Consider the following 14,340-nt stretch of genomic DNA (forward strand, 5'->3'; position numbering starts at 1 on the left):
TAGCGACGGGTGGCCGGGGACGTCCCGGGCTGCCTCAGACCGTATCGCCCGTGCCGCGACCGGAGGGATTGCGCTCGATGGTCGGGATCTCGCCGGTCTCGACGAGGCTCTTGAACCGGTTGAGCGCCGTGCCGACGAGTGTCTCCGGGACGACACCCATTCTGGAGAGCGCCCGGTTCCCAAGGGGACCGCCTGGCGGGTCGAAGCGGACCTGGAGGCGGACCTCGGTGCCCCTGTCCCCGGAGGCCGGCTGCGCGCGAACCGAGCCTTCCATGGGGAGCGGCGAGTCCGGGACCGATTCCCAGCGCAGCAGCTCGTCCGGCCGCTCCTCGACGACGCGCGTCTCCCAGGAGATCTGCCGACCCGTCGGGGCGGAGACGGTCCAGCGCAGGCGCTCGTCGCCGCGGGACTCGACGTCGACGGCGTCGCTGACGATCTGGTCGAGCCGGCCGGCGTCCCGCCAGTACTCCAGCAGATCCGCCGCGTCGCCCTGTACGGTGACCGACCGGTCGACCGTCACCGCGTCTGGCGAGGCCCCGGAACCTGAGTGGTCGGTGCCGGACCCGACCGCCGACAGCAGCGAGTCGAACGGGCGGCCCCTGCCGTTGATCCCGCTGTAGAGGAAGGCCACGCCGGCGGCGGTCAGCGCCACGCCGCGCAGCGACCACCGCCTGAGACCCATGACGAACAGCGCTCCACCGGCAAGCGACGCGACCGCCCGCGCTTTCGTGGTGTCGCCAGTGCGACCGCCCTGCGAGCGGGAGCGAGAGCGCCGTTCGACCGGCGGTGGCTCCGCGTCGGACGGGGCGTCCCGTCGGGGCGTACTCATCGGCGTCGGTCGATCGACGGGGACGATCGATGTGCGGTACGGTAGATCATGAGACGTCGGTAACGACAGCCGGAATCCGAAAAGGGCCTCGGCCTGCAGACGCAGGGCCCTCGTGACCGCTACTACGGCGAAAGACCGGTGAAATTTTGTGCCGGGGTACCAACGCCCGTGCATGGCCGGACCGACGCTGCTGGAGTTCGTCGTCGGGATCGTCGCCCTCGTCCTCGGCGTGCTGTGGGTGGCGTACCCGATGAAGATGATACGGCTCCAGGCGAAGATATCGTACATCGGGGACCCCGACCCCGGCGGGCCGCGAACCGACCGCCAGCGACGGATTGGCCGCATCGGCGGCGTCGTGCTCGCGGCGTCCGGAGCCGCGCTGGCGGCCGGGCTGTTCTAACCGTTCCAGTGATCGGGACGCTCTGACGGTGGGTATAAACCGCAGGGCGGCGCATCCGGGGACATGGAGAGTCTCAACCGGATGGCCACGGAGCTCGTCGACGAGGCGGTCGACTTCGCCGACGAGCTGACCCTCGAGGTCCACGAGCTGGCCGGCGACGCCGCCGTCATCGACTTCGGCGTCGACGTGCCCGGGGCCGTCGAGGCCGGGCTGTTACTCGCGGAGATCCAGTCGGCGGGGCTGGCGTCGGTCCAGACCCGCGTCGACGAGGTCGACGGCGCGCCGCTGACCCACGTCGAACTGTCCACCGACCACCCCGCGCTCGGGCTGCTCTGCTCCGCCAAGGGCGGCTGGGAGCTGAGCGTCGACGGGTTCGAGGGCCTGGGCAGCGGCCCCGCGAGGGCGCTCGTCGCCGAGGAGGACGTGTTCGCGCGCGTGGGATATCGCGACGCCGCCGACTTCGCCGTGCTGACGATCGAGAGCGACGAGCTACCGGACCAGGCAGTCGCCGAGCACGTCGCCGAGATGACCGGAGTCCCGGAGACTGCCGTCTTCCTGCCGACCTACGCGAGCGCCAGCGTCACCGGCAGCGTCGTCGCCGCGGCCCGCGCCGCCGAACTGGCGACCTTCCGGCTGACGGAACTGGGCTACGACCCCGTCGAGATCCTCTCGGCCCACGGCGCAGCGCCCGTCGCGCCCGTGGCAGAGGACGAGGAGACCGCCATCGCGCGGACCACCGACGCGCTGGCCTACGGCGGGCGGGTCCACCTCACCGTCGAGGAGGAGTTCGACCGCTTCGACGAGGTGGCCTCGACTGCCGCCGAGGAGTACGGCGCGCCACTGAGCGCGGCCTTCGACGACGCCGACTGGGACTTCTCGGAGGTGCCCGTCGAGGTGTTCGCGCCCGCGCAGGTGACCGTCGACGTCGTCGGCGGTCCGACCCACGTCGTCGGCGACGTCCACGAGGACGTGCTGGCCGAGAGCTTCGGGCTGTGAGCCGTCCGGAGGTGTAACTGTGAGGTACAAGGTCGTCCCCGAGCCCCGATCGGTCGCGTTCCTCCGCGAGGCCGCGGAGACCCTGCCGCTCGTCCCGGGCAGCGTCGAGGACTGCTGTTCGCGGATCCGAGACGAGACGGACGTCCTGTCGCGGGACCGCGCGCGCGAGTACCTGACGCTGCTGGAGGCGCTAGGCCTCGCGGAGGAGACGAGCAGTGGTTACCGGCGGCTGCGGGACCAGCCCGACGACGCGACGCTGACAGAGCGGTTCCGCGAACGGGTCTTCGGCGTCGAGGAGCTACTGGCGGCGTTGTCTGCCGAGGGGCCGATCGACGTCGACGGGGCCTTCGACGCGCTGGCCGACGAGGTGCCCCGCTGGGAGCGCGACCGCCGCGAAGACTGGGAATCGGAGTGGCGCGAGCGGACTGAACGGCTGCTGGAGTGGAGCGTCGCCTTCGGGCTGGCGGAGCGGGACGGCGACGAATATCACCCGGCCAGTTAAGCCGGGTGCCTGACCATTCACGCGCATGAGCGAGCCGGTCGAGGCGGTCCTGTTCGACCTCGACGACACCGTCTGCGAGTACCGGCAGAGCGTCGAGGAACTGGTAGAGCACTCCTTCGGCGCGGTGGGGATCGAGCCGTTCTTCACGGCCGCGGAGTACAGGGAGCAGTTCGGCGAGTACGTCGAGGGGTGCGACGACGCCGACGAGATTCGCGAGCGGAGCTTCGTGGCGCTCGCAGAGGAGAAGGGTCGGGACCCGGACCTGGCCCGCGAGGTGGCGGCCGCCTACGCCGCCGAGCGCGACCAGGCCGAGGTGGCGTTCCTGCCTGGCGCGCGCGAGGCCGTCGAGACGCTGTGCGAGCGATATCGGGCGGCGGTTGTGACGAACGGTGCCCCGGAGATGCAGTCCGAGAAGCTCCGAAGCCTGGGCATCGAGGACTGGTTCGAGACGGTCGTCCACGCCGGCCACGAGACGCCCGCGAAGCCCGACCCCGAGCCGTTCGAGGTGGCGATGGAGGCTCTCGGGACGTCAGCCGAGCGGGCCGTCAAGGTCGGCAACTCCCTGTCCACCGACGTCGCGGGCGCGCACGCGGCCGGCGTGCGCTCGGTCTGGCTGGAACAGGACGGCGTTGAGGTGGTGGAGCCGGAACCGCACTACCGGATCGATCGGATGGACGAGTTGCTGGACGAGCCGTGGGCGTGACCGGCGGAGGCTAGCTGTGCGACGGTCTCAGCTGTAACGGTCAGCGAGTTCGGACAATCGCGTTCAGATCGTGTTTTCGACGGTTCTCGTCTGCGTTCCGGCGTCGGCGTCCTCGCCGCGGAGTTCCGCGAGCGTACCGTCGGCCCGCCAGGTCTCGACGACCTGTTCGAGTCCCTCGCGGTAGGTGGGGTACTCGGGCTTCCAGCCGACGTCGCTGCGGAACTTGTCGGTGGTCGTGGGCATCGGACTCGTCATGAACCGGACGGCGTCTTTCCCGGCGAAGGGGCGGGCGACCCACCAGGGGACGCGGCTCGGTTCCGGGGCGTCGAGCAGGTCGGCGAAGGTCCGGAGGTAGTCTGCGACGGTGACCGGTTCGTCGTCCACGACGTGGTAGAGCCCCGTGACGCCGGCGGCGACCGCGGCGGCGACCGCGCGGCCGGCGTCGTCGACGTGCAGCAGGGAGAGCTCGGCGTCCTTTCGGCCGAGGACGCCGCCGCCGACGACCGGCAGGTCGCCGGAGCAGAGGTTCTCGGCGAACGATCGGGTCGTGTGATCGTCCGGGCCGTAGAAGAACCCGGTCCGGAGGATCAGCGGGTCGAAGCCGTGGTCGTCGGCGGCGTTCTCGAAGAGGTCCTCGACGTCCGCCGCGGACTGGGTGGCGCGGTCTGGATGGCGCGGAGCGGACTCGTCGAAGACGGAGCCGTCGGGCTGGCGGGCCACCCAGACGACGCTCGGGAAGACGAACCGGTCGACGTCGTCGCCGAGGACGGCGACGAGGTTCCGCGCGCCCCCGTGGCGGACCTCGTCGTTGCGCGCCCAGTACTCCGCGGTCGTCTTCTCTGCCGGGGGGAGTTTCGTGGCCGTGTGGATCACGACGTCGACGGCGTCGCCGTTTCGGTCGGCGTCGTCGGTGGCGTTCCGGAGGGTGTCCCGGTCGAGGACGTCGCCCCTGACCGGAACGCCGCCGTAGTCCCGGACGACGGCGTCGCCGTCCGCGTCCCTGCTCAGTCCGAGGACCTCGTGGTTCCGGTCGGTGAGCTCGTCGACGATTCGGCGTCCGAACACGCCCGTGGCCCCCGTGACGAACGTTTTCACGTTAATCGAGTTCGTCCGGAGTCGCCGAGTCGCTGCTGCCGGAGTGGCGCGGGGGGTTTAAGTCGACGAGTGCGGTTTTAAGGTACCGGCAGCGGTGGTCAGCCGCATGAAACACGTCCGGCTGCGGCTCAGCGCGGGCGGTCGGGAGGACGAAGTCCACCCGATGTACGACGTGGTCGCCAACGCCGAGTTCGTGGGCTACGCGACGGCGCTCAACTGGAACTACACGGGCGAGGAGCTGGGCATCCTCCATTACGTCGAGGGCGACGCCGATCGGTTCGAGGCCGCGATGCGGTCGATCCCGGAGGTGCTGGAGTACGACCTGCACCGGGCCGACGAGGACTCGTTCTACGTCTATATCCGGGACGCGACGACAGAGTCCGTCCGGGCGCTGTTCGGCGTGGTCGACCGGAGCAGCCTCGTGACGATTCCGCCGATCGAGTACCACCCGGACGGGCCAGTGACGTTCTCGGTGTTCGGCCCGGGTGATCAGATCCAGGCCGCCATCGACAGCGTCCCGGACCCGGTCGGGGTGACCGTCGAAGAGATCACGGGACTGCAGGCGATTCCGCAGACGCTCCCGTCGACACTGAGCGACCGCCAGCGCGAGGCGGTCGAGGCGGCCCTGGCAGTGGGGTACTACGAGGTCCCGCGACGGGGAAGCCAGACCGACGTGGCCGAGCGGCTCGGATGTGCCCCCTCGACGGCCGCTGAACACCTCCGGAAGGCCGAGTCACGCGTGCTGCGCGCGTTGTTCGGACGAGTGTGAGACAGAGTCACGAAGCACTCGAAACCTACTCTCTGTTCCGAGGCGGAACCGATAGATGTCGCCGGAAAGCACTCGAAGCCCACTCTTCGGACCGGCAAACGACTGATCGGAGAGCGCAGACTGCGGGCAGTCGAGAGAGTGGAGAGGGAGAGGACGTTTCGAGTGCTTGGCACGTGAGTGGGTGCGGGTGTCTGGGAGTGAGAGTCGATGCGGGAGGTGAGCGCCAGAGCGGAACGTGAGAGTCAACGCGGAGAGTGAGAGAGGGCGTTTCGAGTGCTTACCGTGAGAGGAGCGGTTGGGAGAAGCGGAAGCAGACGAAGCGGAACGAAAAGAGACGGAGTGGGACGATAGGGAGCGTGGTAGGACGAAGGAAGAGACGAGAGGGAGAGTACGTTTCGAATGCTTGCGGCGGATAGGTCAAAGGAGATAGAGAGAGAGAGGACGTTTCGAGTGCTCGGTAAGACGAGGGCACGGGAGATGGCGGACACGTGAGGCGAGAAGCAGGCGAAACGAGGCAGATGGTAGACACGGGAGGCGAGAAGCAGGTGAAACGGAGGTGCGAGAAATAGACCCCGCGGAAGAGGACAAAAAGCGGACAGTCGACAGGGAGAGAGTACGTTTCGTGTGCTTCAGGTAACGGAGCCAGGGGTGTCATCCGACCCTATCGAAATGACGACTCCGGACAGCAACTGGCTCGTCTCCCACCTCTGCTCTCCTCTGCTCGTCTGCCGATGCCGGAGACATGTTAAATTCGAAGAAGCACTCGAAATCTACTCTCTGTTCGCCAACACGTTCGAGAACCGTTCGAAACGCGGGAGGGAAAGCAGTAGAAAGGCATTTCAGGCGAAGAGGCGGTCCATCTGACCACAGCAGAGCCGGCTCTGCTGCGCGCAATTCGTGCGAAGCACATGAATCTTCTGAAACACGTGAAACATGTGGAACACTAGAAGCACGGGAAGCACGTGAAGTAAACCTTATGTGGTGGCGTGGTGGAAGGTAGGGTAGCGATGGGTGGTCCCTTCGACGCCGTCACGGATACTATCTTCGCCGACAAGAGCGTCCTGACCGAGGACTACCAGCCCGACGAGATTCTCGAACGCGACGAGGAGATCGAGGGGTACCGGAACGCGCTCAAGGACGTCCTGTTCGGTCGGAGCCCGCAGAACATCTTCCTCTACGGGAAGGCGGGGCTCGGGAAGACCGCAGTGACGAACTACATGATGGACGCCCTGCAGGAGGAGATTCAGGACCGCCCGGAAGCCGACGATCTCCACGTCCACGAACTGAACTGCAACGGCAAGACCGTCTTCATGGTCGTCCGGGCGCTCGTCAACGACCTCCGGGGACCGGACGAGGACGAGTTCCCCAAGCGCGGGCTCGGTATGGGCGACGCGTTCGAGGCGCTGTACGACGAACTCGACGCCACCGGAGGAACACACTTGATCATCTTCGACGAGATCGACCACCTCGACGACGTCGACACTCTCCTCTACGAGCTACCGCGGGCCCGTTCGATCGGCCACATCACGGAGTCCCGCGTCGGCGTCATCGGCATCTCCAACAACTACACTTTCCGCCAGCAGCTCTCCGCGAAGGTCAAGGACACGCTCATGGAGACGGAGATTTCATTCTCGCCGTACTCGGCGGACGAACTGCGGGCGATTCTGGAGGAGCGAGCCGAGAAGGCGATCCGCGAGGACGGCTACGACTCGTCGGCGATCGCCAAGGCCGCCGCGCTCTCTGCGCGGGACATGGGCAACGCACGCCAGGCCATCGACCTGCTGCGCGTCGGCGCGGAGGTCGCTGAGAACCAGAGCGAGTACTGCGTTACCGACGACCACATCGACCGCGCCCGCAAGCGGGTCCAGCGCGGCCGGCTCAGCAACAAGATCCGCGACCAGACGATCCACGCCCAGCTGGTGCTGGAGACGCTGGCGCACCTCGAGACGGACGACGAGACGCCCGCCCGCGCCAAGGAGATATACGATCTCTACCAGACCGTCGCCGAGTCGTGGGCTCACGACCCGCTGACCACGGTCCGGAGCGTCCACAGCCACCTCTCGGACCTCCAGATGCTGGGGTTCCTGAAGCGCTACGAGCGCAACGAGGGACTCAGCGGCGGCCAGTACTACGAGTTCGAGCTCGACGACCTCGATCCGGAACTCGTCCTCGAGACGCGTCAGGAGATCGAGGACGTCGCCGACGAGTCCTGACTGCTATAGTGGAAATTGAAACTATTCACACATCGAGGGGCACTCCGGCACTCAAGCTGTCCCGGTGTTGTCGATCGAAAAGCACTCGAAACCTACTCTCTCTCTCTTACCGACTGGACAGGTCTCGTTCACTGGATCAGTAACGGGGGAAATAGATCTATTCCGTCATTCGGTGATGGGTCCCGAGCTGTACAATCAAAAAGCACTCGAAATCTACTCTCCCTCTCTTCGGAGTCAGATCGATGTATCGTGGATCAGACTGATCGATCGGGGCGTCGTTCCACAGACGAATCGACGCAGCGTCACTCCCCAGTCGAACTGGAACAGCGACCCCCCACCGACTGTCCCAAAGCACTCGAAACCTACTCTCTCTCTCCCGACGGCACGCCGGTCACAGTGCCGACGCCCTTCGAGCGCCCCTCGCGGAAGACGAACCGCTGGCCCTCCTCGACGAGGTAGGGGCGGAACTTGAATCGGACGCGCGCGTCCCCGTTATCGCCGGGGAGGAGCTGGCCGTTCTCGGGGAAGAACTGGGCGGCCTCGCTGATGGTCTCCAGGTGGACGACCGGTTCGTAGCCGGCGTCGATGCGGGTCGGATGGTTGAGCACCATGACCTCTGCCTCGAACTCGCGGACGGGCGTCGGGTCGGCGTCTCGCGGCAGCAGCACCATCCCGCGCTCGACGTCCGCCTCGTCGACGCCCTTCAGCGCGATGCCGACGATGCGACCGGCGCGGGCCTCGTCGACGCGGTGGTAGTGCATCTCGATGGACCTGACCTCGACCTCGCGGAAGGAGCCGTCCTGCATCGGGCCGAGTAGGAGTTCGTCGCCCGCTTCGACGGTGCCGGACTTGATGGTCCCCGAGGCGACCGCGCCGACGCCCTGGACGTTGTAGCTCCGGTCGACGTACATCCGGAAGTCGCCGTCCTGTCCGGCGGTCTTGGGGAGCTGCTCGAACATGGCGTCCAGCTGGTCCATCCCGTCCATCGTGACCGCACTCGTCGTGACGACGGGCACGACCGTCTCGCTGATCTCCTCGATCGCGACGTCGACGCCGTGGCGGGCCACCCGCAGCGGCGTCTTGTCGACGTCCCGCAGGAGGCCCTCGACCTCGCGTTCGACCTCCGCCACGCGCTGGTCGTCGACGAGGTCGCACTTCGTGATGGCCACGATGGTCGGCAGATCGGTGGCCAGCAGAATCCCGAGGTGTTCCCGCGTCGTCTTCGTCGGCCCGTCGTCGGCGGCGACGGTCAGCAATCCGTAGTCGAGCTTCTGCCCGACGAGGCCACGAATCGTCGTCCGGAGCCAGGGCTCGTGACCGACGGTATCGACGAAGCTCACCAGCCGGTCGGCCTCCTCGACGACCCGCGCCCGATCCGACTTCCGGTCGGGGTTGTCCATCCGCACCGGGCCCTCGTCGTCGAAGCCGTACACGCCATAGGAGAGATCGGCCGAGAGCCCCCGCTCCACCTCGTGGGGCTGGACGTCCAGATAGGAGCGGGTGCTGCCCTCGCCGTCGTCGGGCGTACCGGTCAGGAGCGACCCCACGAGCGTCGACTTGCCGTGGTCGACGTGACCCGCCGTACCAACGACGATGTGGTCGTCGTCCTCAAGCCGCCGCCCCTCGCGGACGGTCGCGACGCCGACGATGCCGGTATCGTTGTCCCCCTCGCCCTCGACGCCCCACGTCTGTACCTCCTCGATGTGCGCGCCGGCCTCCTCGGCCAGAAGCGACAGGACGTCCATCGACTCCGAGAAGTCGTCGGGCGAGATGCCGGCGATGCCGCCGTCGTCGGTGACGCCGACGACGTAGGTCGCCTCCCCGTCTCCCGAGAGTACGCGGTGTCGCAGCTGAGCGGCGAGGCTCGCCAGCCTGCCGTCTGCGAGGTGTAACTCCTCCGTGAGCCGCTCTTTGAACTCGACGCTGCCGCCCTCCTGCTCCCCGCGCTCGATGGCGCGCTGGAGGACGGCCCGGTCGGGGCTCATGACACGAGGTAACGGACCACTGGATAAAAGCCTTCCCCGGAATCGGATCGGGAGCGAGCAATAGCGCTCCGGAGACATATTATTTCTACTAATATCTCACAAAAATAGCGGGCCGACGGGATCGGTGACCGTCGACTCTACCCGGAGAGGTACGATCCGACGGCTTCCAGAAATCCGTCCTCGTACTCCGCGTCAGCGACCCGGTCGGCGGCCCGCCGGGCCCGGTCGTCGGCGTTGGCGACGGCGACCGACTCCCCGGCGATCTCGAAGGTGGGCACGTCGTTCTCCGAGTCGCCGACGGCCAGGAACTCGCCGGGTTCGCGGTCGAGTTCGTCACACACCAGTTCCAGCCCGGTCCCCTTGTCGACGCCGGGCGACTTCACGTGGTAGGCGAAGCCCGTGTCGAGTACGACGAGGTCGTGTCTGGCGGCCAGTTCGTCGATCGGCTCCCGGTCCCGGTCGAGGGCGATGGCCACCTCGGTCTCCCGCCAGCGGTTGGCCAGGTCGACCCCGCCCCACCCGAGATCGTACCCGCGGTCGCGGTACTCCTCGACGAAGGCCTCTACGGCCTCTGGATCGCCGCCGAAGACGAGTTCGTCCGTGTGACCGACGAAGGCGACGCCGCCGTTCTCGGCGACGACGCAGGGCTCGATCCCGACGAACTGGCACAGCGCGATGGGGAAGGGCATCGCCTTGCCGGTGGCAACCACCACCGGCTCCGGCCACTCGCGCAGGACGTCGAACACGCGCGGATCGACGGCCTGATCCGGTCCCGTCAGCGTGCCGTCCACGTCGACGACGAGCGGAGGCGTCTCCATGGGAGCCACTCCCCGCCGACGATTATCGGCGTTGCGGTCCCGGGTGAGAGACGAGCGACGGCAGTTATAGTAGAAACTGGAACTATTCACACATCGAGGGGCACCCCAGGTGCCCCTCGAGTGTATCAGTGCGTTCAATTTCTACTATAGTCTGTCAGCGTCTCGTAGGCCTCCTTCACGGCCATGAACTCGTCCTCGTCGCCGCCGTCGGCGTCCGGGTGGACCTCCTTGACGCGCTGGCGGTAGGCCGACTTGACGGCCGCCTCGTCCGCGCCGGGATCGAGCCCCAGCGTCCGGTAGGCCTCGGCGGGCGTGGGACCACTGCTGGCCGACGGCGCGCGCCGCCGCTGTCGCTGCCCGCCGGCGCGCCTGGCACTTCGACCGCGGCCGAATCCGCCGCGGCCGCCCCAGGCCCGACCGCCGAAGGCGGTCTCGCGGGCCGTCGCCCCGTCGCGCGGCGGCGTCCAGTCCTCGCGGGGGCCGGCACCGGCGCGGCGTCCCCTGCCCGTCCCGCTGCGACCGCGGGCCGCCCGCTCTGACGCCGCATGCCTGCGCTCCGCTCCTCGTCGCCCCCGCCTGCCGTCGACGCGAGCCCGTCGCTCGACGCGCTCGTAGAGGCGACTCGCCATCCGTCCGCTGGCGTGGTACCAGACGAGGTACGTCGACAGGCCGAAAAACAGCGCGAGAAACAGGACCGCCAGGTTGCTCAGGAGCGCCACGACTGTCAGTACGACCGTGAGCGTCCCCAGCACCACGGCGAGCCCAGTCGTGAGACGGTCGTATCGCACGGGACGCCCTTAGGACGGGACCACCGTAAGCCTCTCGCTGCGCTGCCAGGTCCGCCGTCGGCGTCGGCCAGCGACGGGGGATCTCCGCCACTCAAACCCGAAATTCATGCCGGCGGAGCGTTCAAACGTCCAGGGATGCTAAACTCCGGCATGAGCGTCACCGGACTGTGCGAGATTTGCGAGGCGCCGTCCGTGGAACACACCTGCGACCGCTGCGGGCAGCTGGTCTGCGAGCGTCACTTCGACGAGGACGCCGGCGTCTGCGTCGAGTGCGCGGCCGAGATCGGTCAGCCGGACCGGCCACGCCAGCCGGACGACGAGGACATGCCCGACGGCGTCGACACTTACGAGTTCTGAACGCTGACGAACTCTGATCGCCGACGAACTCTGATCGCCGACGAACTCTGATCGCTGACCGGCGCTCCGAGCGGCCGACCCCGATTCGCAGGCGGGACTACCGGAACTCGTTGAGCCGCCGCTTGAGGTCCCGCGCCGCGCGGCCGGCAGCGCCGAAGTACGCCTCCTCGTCGTCTGTCTCGCGGCCGCCGGGGACCTCCTCGCCGGCGAAGATGATCCCGCGCGAGGAGTTGACCAGGCCGGCGCCGTCCGCGAGGCCGTGTTCGACGGCGGCCTCGGCGTCGCCGCCCTGAGCGCCGACGCCGGGCACGAGGAAGGGGAGGTCGGGTACCGCCTCGCGGACCGCCTCCAGTTCCTCGGGCGCGGTCGCACCGACGACGAGGCCGACGTTGTCGTTCTCGTTCCAGGCCTCTGCGAGCGCCGCCACGCGCTCGTACAGCAATCCGCCGTCGGCCAGTTCGAGGTCCTGCAGGTCCGCGCCGCCCGGGTTCGACGTCCGGCAGAGGACGAACACGCCCTTCTCCTCCCGGGAGAGGAACGGCTGCAGCGAGTCGCCGCCGAGGTAGGGATTGACCGTGACAGCGTCGACCTCGTCGAGGACCGCCGCGTACTGGCGGGCGGTGTTGCCGATGTCGCCCCGCTTGGCGTCCAGCAGGACGGGCACGTCCTTGCCATGGGCGTAGGCGACCGTCTCCCGGAGCGCCCGCCATCCGTCGGCGTCCTCGTAGAAGGCCGCGTTGGGCTTGTAGCAGGCCGCGTGCTCGTGCGTGGCGTCGATGATGCGGCGGTTGAACGCCCACCGCGGCAGGTCGGCGTCGGCGACGGCCGCCGGCAGGCGGTCCGGGTCGGGGTCCAGCCCCACCGAGACCACGCTGTCGGCGGCCGCGATGCGCTCGCGCAGGCGGTCGAAGAATCCCATGCTCGACCGCGCGACGGCGACGGACACAAGACTGTCGGTCCGACGGGACTCCGCCGCGACGGCCCGCCCTTCACGACCGCAGTATCAGACGTGATACTCGGGCCCCCGAGTATATTGCAGGCCGCTCCGACCCGTGCCGCATGAAGGGATCACTGGACGTCGGGCCGGTGGCAGAGTCGCTGCCGGACCTCGACGACGTCCTCGCGCACCCGCGCCTGCGGCCGATCGGCCTCGTGGGCGGGTTCGGCCTCGTGCTCGCGGGCGCCCTGCTCGGACTGCCGGCCGAGAGCGGCTTCTTCGCCGCCGTGGTTTCCGGGGTGCTGGTGTTCGTCGGCGTCCCGCTGTTCTGTGTCGGCCTGGCGGCACCGGAGCCGGCCGACGAGTCGAGCCCGTTCCAGCTGGGCGTAGATCTGACGCGGCTCCAGCGCCGCGTCGTCGCCGGCGGGGCCGGGCTGGTGCTCGTCGCGCCGATGACGGTCGCAATCTTCGGCCCGGTACTGGGCTTCCCGGACCTCCTGTGGCTCCTCGCGGCGACCATCGCGCTCGTCGGATCGGTCCTGATGCTGACCGGCTTCATCGCGTGGACCTCCCGGGAACTGGTCGAGAAGCGACCGTCCTGACCCGTCTTACTGGTCCCTGCTCGCCAGAACCGTCCGCAGCGCATCGGCCGCCCGCTTGGCCGCAGCCCCGCTGTGGACCCGTATCGTCGCCCCCTCTCCGTCGGCGTTCACGTCGAGGTCGTCCCGCTCGATTCCGTCGCTGTCGCCCTCCCGTTCCGCCGCGACCTCGTCGCCGGGTGCGCCTTCGACTGCCAGGCGTGCGTGGTCGTCGTGGACGTACGCCGTAGCGACCCGCTCGCCGTCGTGATCGACGCCGAAAGCGACGGTGCCGTCGGGGGTCGGTTCGGCGTCCGGTTCGGCGTCGACTACTTCGACGTCCGCGAGCGAGCCGCGCTCCAGCCCGGTCAGCTCCGAGGCCAGTAGCTGGCCGATGCGCTTGCCGTCGGTGATGCGGTCCTCGACCATCACAGCTCACCCCGGGCGCGCTCGGCGATGTCGGTCACGTCGACGCCCTGCCGGCGGGCGTAGACAACGGCGGCGGCCTCCAGCGTGACCCCGAGATCGGTCTGGAGGCGGTTGACCGCGGCGACGGCGTCCTGCTTCTCGACGCCGGTCTCGACGACGGCGTCGAGCACTCGCTCGAACGTGGACCGTTCCTGCAGCACGGATTCGTCGGGCGCGAAGTCCTCCGGAACGGTCACGTCGGCGAAGTCGAAGGCGGCGACGACCGCGTCGTCATCCCGCTCCAGCAGCCCCTCGCTGGCCGCGACGTCCACGAGGCGTTTGGCCTGGTCGGGCGAGAACCAGTCACGGTCCAGGGAGAGGGCGACGACGAACTCGCTCTCGCTCATCCGGTCGCTCCCCTCGGTGCGGAAGGGCGCGGCGACCGTCCGGCGGAGGCTCATGGATACCCTCTGGCGGCGGTCGACCAATGAGGATTCCGTTTCGCATCGAACCGTTCAAGTAGCGCGTGGGCGTTCGGGGGGATATGAAAGATCAGGGACGCTCGATGCGCAAGCGGACCGGCGGCCGACTGCGGCCGTCCAGCGACAAGAAGAAGCACGAGCTCGGCCGGGAATCCACGGAGTCCCAGGTCGGCGACCAGAAGCTGAAGTTCGTCGACGCCCGCGGCAACTCCACGAAGATCCGCGCCGTGTCGACCGACGTCGCCAGCGTGGCCGACGGCGGCGAGGTCGTCCGCGCCGAGATCCAGAACGTCGCGGAGAACCCCTCGAACCCCAACTACGCCCGCCGGAACATCATCACCAAGGGCGCCGTCCTCGAGACCAGCGAAGGCCGCGCGAAGGTGACCTCCCGCCCCGGCCAGGACGGCCAGGTCAACGCCGTTCTCGTCGAGTAATTCTGCAGGCCGTACTGGTTCGAGACGCTCTTCGCCACCCCTCCCC

The 14,340-nt window shown here is 68.3% G+C and carries 17 protein-coding genes; 9 read left to right on the forward strand and 8 right to left on the reverse strand.

The window, feature by feature from the left end; genetic code table 11:
- Positions 1-34 precede the first annotated feature (34 nt).
- Positions 35-829, reverse strand: a complete 795-nt coding sequence (locus LCY71_RS02625) for an SRPBCC family protein (protein ID WP_225334811.1) — start codon at positions 827-829, stop codon at positions 35-37.
- Between the two features lie 172 nt (positions 830-1,001).
- Between LCY71_RS02625 and LCY71_RS02630 the strand changes: the two genes are divergently transcribed.
- The 4 genes from LCY71_RS02630 to LCY71_RS02645 all read left to right on the forward strand — a co-directional run bounded on the left by LCY71_RS02630 (position 1,002) and on the right by LCY71_RS02645 (position 3,430).
- Positions 1,002-1,229, forward strand: a complete 228-nt coding sequence (locus LCY71_RS02630) for a hypothetical protein (RefSeq protein ID WP_225334812.1) — start codon at positions 1,002-1,004, stop codon at positions 1,227-1,229.
- A 63-nt stretch (positions 1,230-1,292) separates the two neighbouring features.
- Positions 1,293-2,225: a methenyltetrahydromethanopterin cyclohydrolase gene (gene mch / locus LCY71_RS02635; protein WP_225334813.1), complete on the forward strand. Its 933-nt coding sequence runs from the start codon at positions 1,293-1,295 to the stop codon at positions 2,223-2,225.
- A 19-nt stretch (positions 2,226-2,244) separates the two neighbouring features.
- Positions 2,245-2,727 (forward strand): double winged helix-containing putative transcriptional regulator, encoded by a 483-nt coding sequence (locus LCY71_RS02640; RefSeq protein ID WP_225334814.1) that lies wholly within the window; start codon positions 2,245-2,247, stop codon positions 2,725-2,727.
- A 25-nt stretch (positions 2,728-2,752) separates the two neighbouring features.
- A complete protein-coding gene (locus LCY71_RS02645) occupies positions 2,753-3,430 on the forward strand; it encodes an HAD family hydrolase (protein ID WP_225334815.1) in 678 nt (225 codons plus the stop codon).
- Positions 3,431-3,493: 63 nt separating this feature from the next.
- On the opposite strand, the gene LCY71_RS02650 is transcribed toward LCY71_RS02645, so the two are convergent.
- Positions 3,494-4,525 carry an NAD-dependent epimerase/dehydratase family protein gene (locus tag LCY71_RS02650; RefSeq protein ID WP_225334816.1) on the reverse strand — a complete coding sequence of 344 codons (1,032 nt, stop codon included), beginning with the start codon at positions 4,523-4,525 and terminating at the stop codon, positions 3,494-3,496.
- A gap of 106 nt (positions 4,526-4,631) precedes the next feature.
- On the opposite strand from LCY71_RS02650, the gene LCY71_RS02655 reads away from it, so the two are divergent.
- Together LCY71_RS02655 and LCY71_RS02660 are read left to right on the forward strand one after the other, a co-directional pair.
- Positions 4,632-5,294 carry a helix-turn-helix domain-containing protein gene (locus LCY71_RS02655; RefSeq protein WP_225334817.1) on the forward strand — a complete coding sequence of 221 codons (663 nt, stop codon included), beginning with the start codon at positions 4,632-4,634 and terminating at the stop codon, positions 5,292-5,294.
- Positions 5,295-6,301: 1,007 nt separating this feature from the next.
- On the forward strand, positions 6,302-7,507 hold the full coding sequence (locus LCY71_RS02660) for an orc1/cdc6 family replication initiation protein (protein ID WP_225334818.1): 1,206 nt from the start codon (positions 6,302-6,304) through the stop codon (positions 7,505-7,507).
- A 362-nt stretch (positions 7,508-7,869) separates the two neighbouring features.
- Here LCY71_RS02660 and LCY71_RS02665 read toward each other — a convergent pair whose 3' ends face one another.
- The 3 genes from LCY71_RS02665 to LCY71_RS02675 all read right to left on the reverse strand — a co-directional run bounded on the left by LCY71_RS02665 (position 7,870) and on the right by LCY71_RS02675 (position 11,098).
- A complete protein-coding gene (locus LCY71_RS02665; protein WP_225334819.1) occupies positions 7,870-9,492 on the reverse strand; it encodes a GTPBP1 family GTP-binding protein in 1,623 nt (540 codons plus the stop codon).
- A gap of 137 nt (positions 9,493-9,629) precedes the next feature.
- Entirely contained in the window at positions 9,630-10,310 is a 681-nt protein-coding gene (locus LCY71_RS02670; protein ID WP_225334820.1) for a phosphoglycolate phosphatase, read from the reverse strand.
- A 134-nt stretch (positions 10,311-10,444) separates the two neighbouring features.
- Entirely contained in the window at positions 10,445-11,098 is a 654-nt protein-coding gene (locus tag LCY71_RS02675) for a J domain-containing protein (protein WP_225334821.1), read from the reverse strand.
- Between the two features lie 150 nt (positions 11,099-11,248).
- On the opposite strand from LCY71_RS02675, the gene LCY71_RS02680 reads away from it, so the two are divergent.
- The gene (locus LCY71_RS02680; protein WP_225334822.1) at positions 11,249-11,455 is read left to right on the forward strand and encodes a hypothetical protein; all 207 of its coding nucleotides are present in this window, start codon (positions 11,249-11,251) and stop codon (positions 11,453-11,455) included.
- A 97-nt stretch (positions 11,456-11,552) separates the two neighbouring features.
- On the opposite strand, the gene pyrF is transcribed toward LCY71_RS02680, so the two are convergent.
- Entirely contained in the window at positions 11,553-12,374 is an 822-nt protein-coding gene (pyrF, locus tag LCY71_RS02685) for an orotidine-5'-phosphate decarboxylase (RefSeq protein ID WP_225334823.1), read from the reverse strand.
- Positions 12,375-12,514: 140 nt separating this feature from the next.
- Here pyrF and LCY71_RS02690 point away from each other — a divergent pair, with 140 nt between their 5' ends.
- Positions 12,515-12,994: a hypothetical protein gene (locus tag LCY71_RS02690; protein ID WP_225334824.1), complete on the forward strand. Its 480-nt coding sequence runs from the start codon at positions 12,515-12,517 to the stop codon at positions 12,992-12,994.
- Between the two features lie 6 nt (positions 12,995-13,000).
- Here LCY71_RS02690 and LCY71_RS02695 read toward each other — a convergent pair whose 3' ends face one another.
- Both LCY71_RS02695 and LCY71_RS02700 read right to left on the reverse strand, forming a co-directional pair.
- Positions 13,001-13,399, reverse strand: a complete 399-nt coding sequence (locus LCY71_RS02695; protein ID WP_225334825.1) for a DUF7993 family protein — start codon at positions 13,397-13,399, stop codon at positions 13,001-13,003.
- Positions 13,399-13,839, reverse strand: coding sequence for a DUF2240 family protein (locus LCY71_RS02700; RefSeq protein ID WP_225334826.1), 441 nt, complete (start codon positions 13,837-13,839; stop codon positions 13,399-13,401). Before LCY71_RS02700 ends, LCY71_RS02695 begins: the two co-directional genes overlap by 1 nt.
- An 83-nt stretch (positions 13,840-13,922) precedes the next feature.
- On the opposite strand from LCY71_RS02700, the gene LCY71_RS02705 reads away from it, so the two are divergent.
- Positions 13,923-14,294 carry a 30S ribosomal protein S8e gene (locus tag LCY71_RS02705; protein ID WP_225334827.1) on the forward strand — a complete coding sequence of 124 codons (372 nt, stop codon included), beginning with the start codon at positions 13,923-13,925 and terminating at the stop codon, positions 14,292-14,294.
- Positions 14,295-14,340 lie beyond the last annotated feature (46 nt).

It is taken from the genome of Halomicrobium urmianum, from assembly GCF_020217425.1.
GTDB classification, from domain to species: Archaea; Halobacteriota; Halobacteria; order Halobacteriales; family Haloarculaceae; genus Halomicrobium; species Halomicrobium urmianum.

Coding starts and splice junctions, on each gene's coding strand:
- LCY71_RS02690 (WP_225334824.1), top strand. CDS start 12,515: ATGAAGGGATCACTGGACGTCGGGCCGGTGGCAGAGTCGCTGCCGGAC.
- pyrF (WP_225334823.1), bottom strand. CDS start 12,374: ATGGGATTCTTCGACCGCCTGCGCGAGCGCATCGCGGCCGCCGACAGC.
- LCY71_RS02660 (WP_225334818.1), top strand. CDS start 6,302: ATGGGTGGTCCCTTCGACGCCGTCACGGATACTATCTTCGCCGACAAG.
- LCY71_RS02705 (WP_225334827.1), top strand. CDS start 13,923: ATGAAAGATCAGGGACGCTCGATGCGCAAGCGGACCGGCGGCCGACTG.
- LCY71_RS02655 (WP_225334817.1), top strand. CDS start 4,632: ATGAAACACGTCCGGCTGCGGCTCAGCGCGGGCGGTCGGGAGGACGAA.
- LCY71_RS02700 (WP_225334826.1), bottom strand. CDS start 13,839: ATGAGCCTCCGCCGGACGGTCGCCGCGCCCTTCCGCACCGAGGGGAGC.
- LCY71_RS02630 (WP_225334812.1), top strand. CDS start 1,002: ATGGCCGGACCGACGCTGCTGGAGTTCGTCGTCGGGATCGTCGCCCTC.
- LCY71_RS02645 (WP_225334815.1), top strand. CDS start 2,753: ATGAGCGAGCCGGTCGAGGCGGTCCTGTTCGACCTCGACGACACCGTC.
- LCY71_RS02625 (WP_225334811.1), bottom strand. CDS start 829: ATGAGTACGCCCCGACGGGACGCCCCGTCCGACGCGGAGCCACCGCCG.
- mch (WP_225334813.1), top strand. CDS start 1,293: ATGGAGAGTCTCAACCGGATGGCCACGGAGCTCGTCGACGAGGCGGTC.
- LCY71_RS02670 (WP_225334820.1), bottom strand. CDS start 10,310: ATGGAGACGCCTCCGCTCGTCGTCGACGTGGACGGCACGCTGACGGGA.
- LCY71_RS02680 (WP_225334822.1), top strand. CDS start 11,249: ATGAGCGTCACCGGACTGTGCGAGATTTGCGAGGCGCCGTCCGTGGAA.
- LCY71_RS02695 (WP_225334825.1), bottom strand. CDS start 13,399: ATGGTCGAGGACCGCATCACCGACGGCAAGCGCATCGGCCAGCTACTG.
- LCY71_RS02665 (WP_225334819.1), bottom strand. CDS start 9,492: ATGAGCCCCGACCGGGCCGTCCTCCAGCGCGCCATCGAGCGCGGGGAG.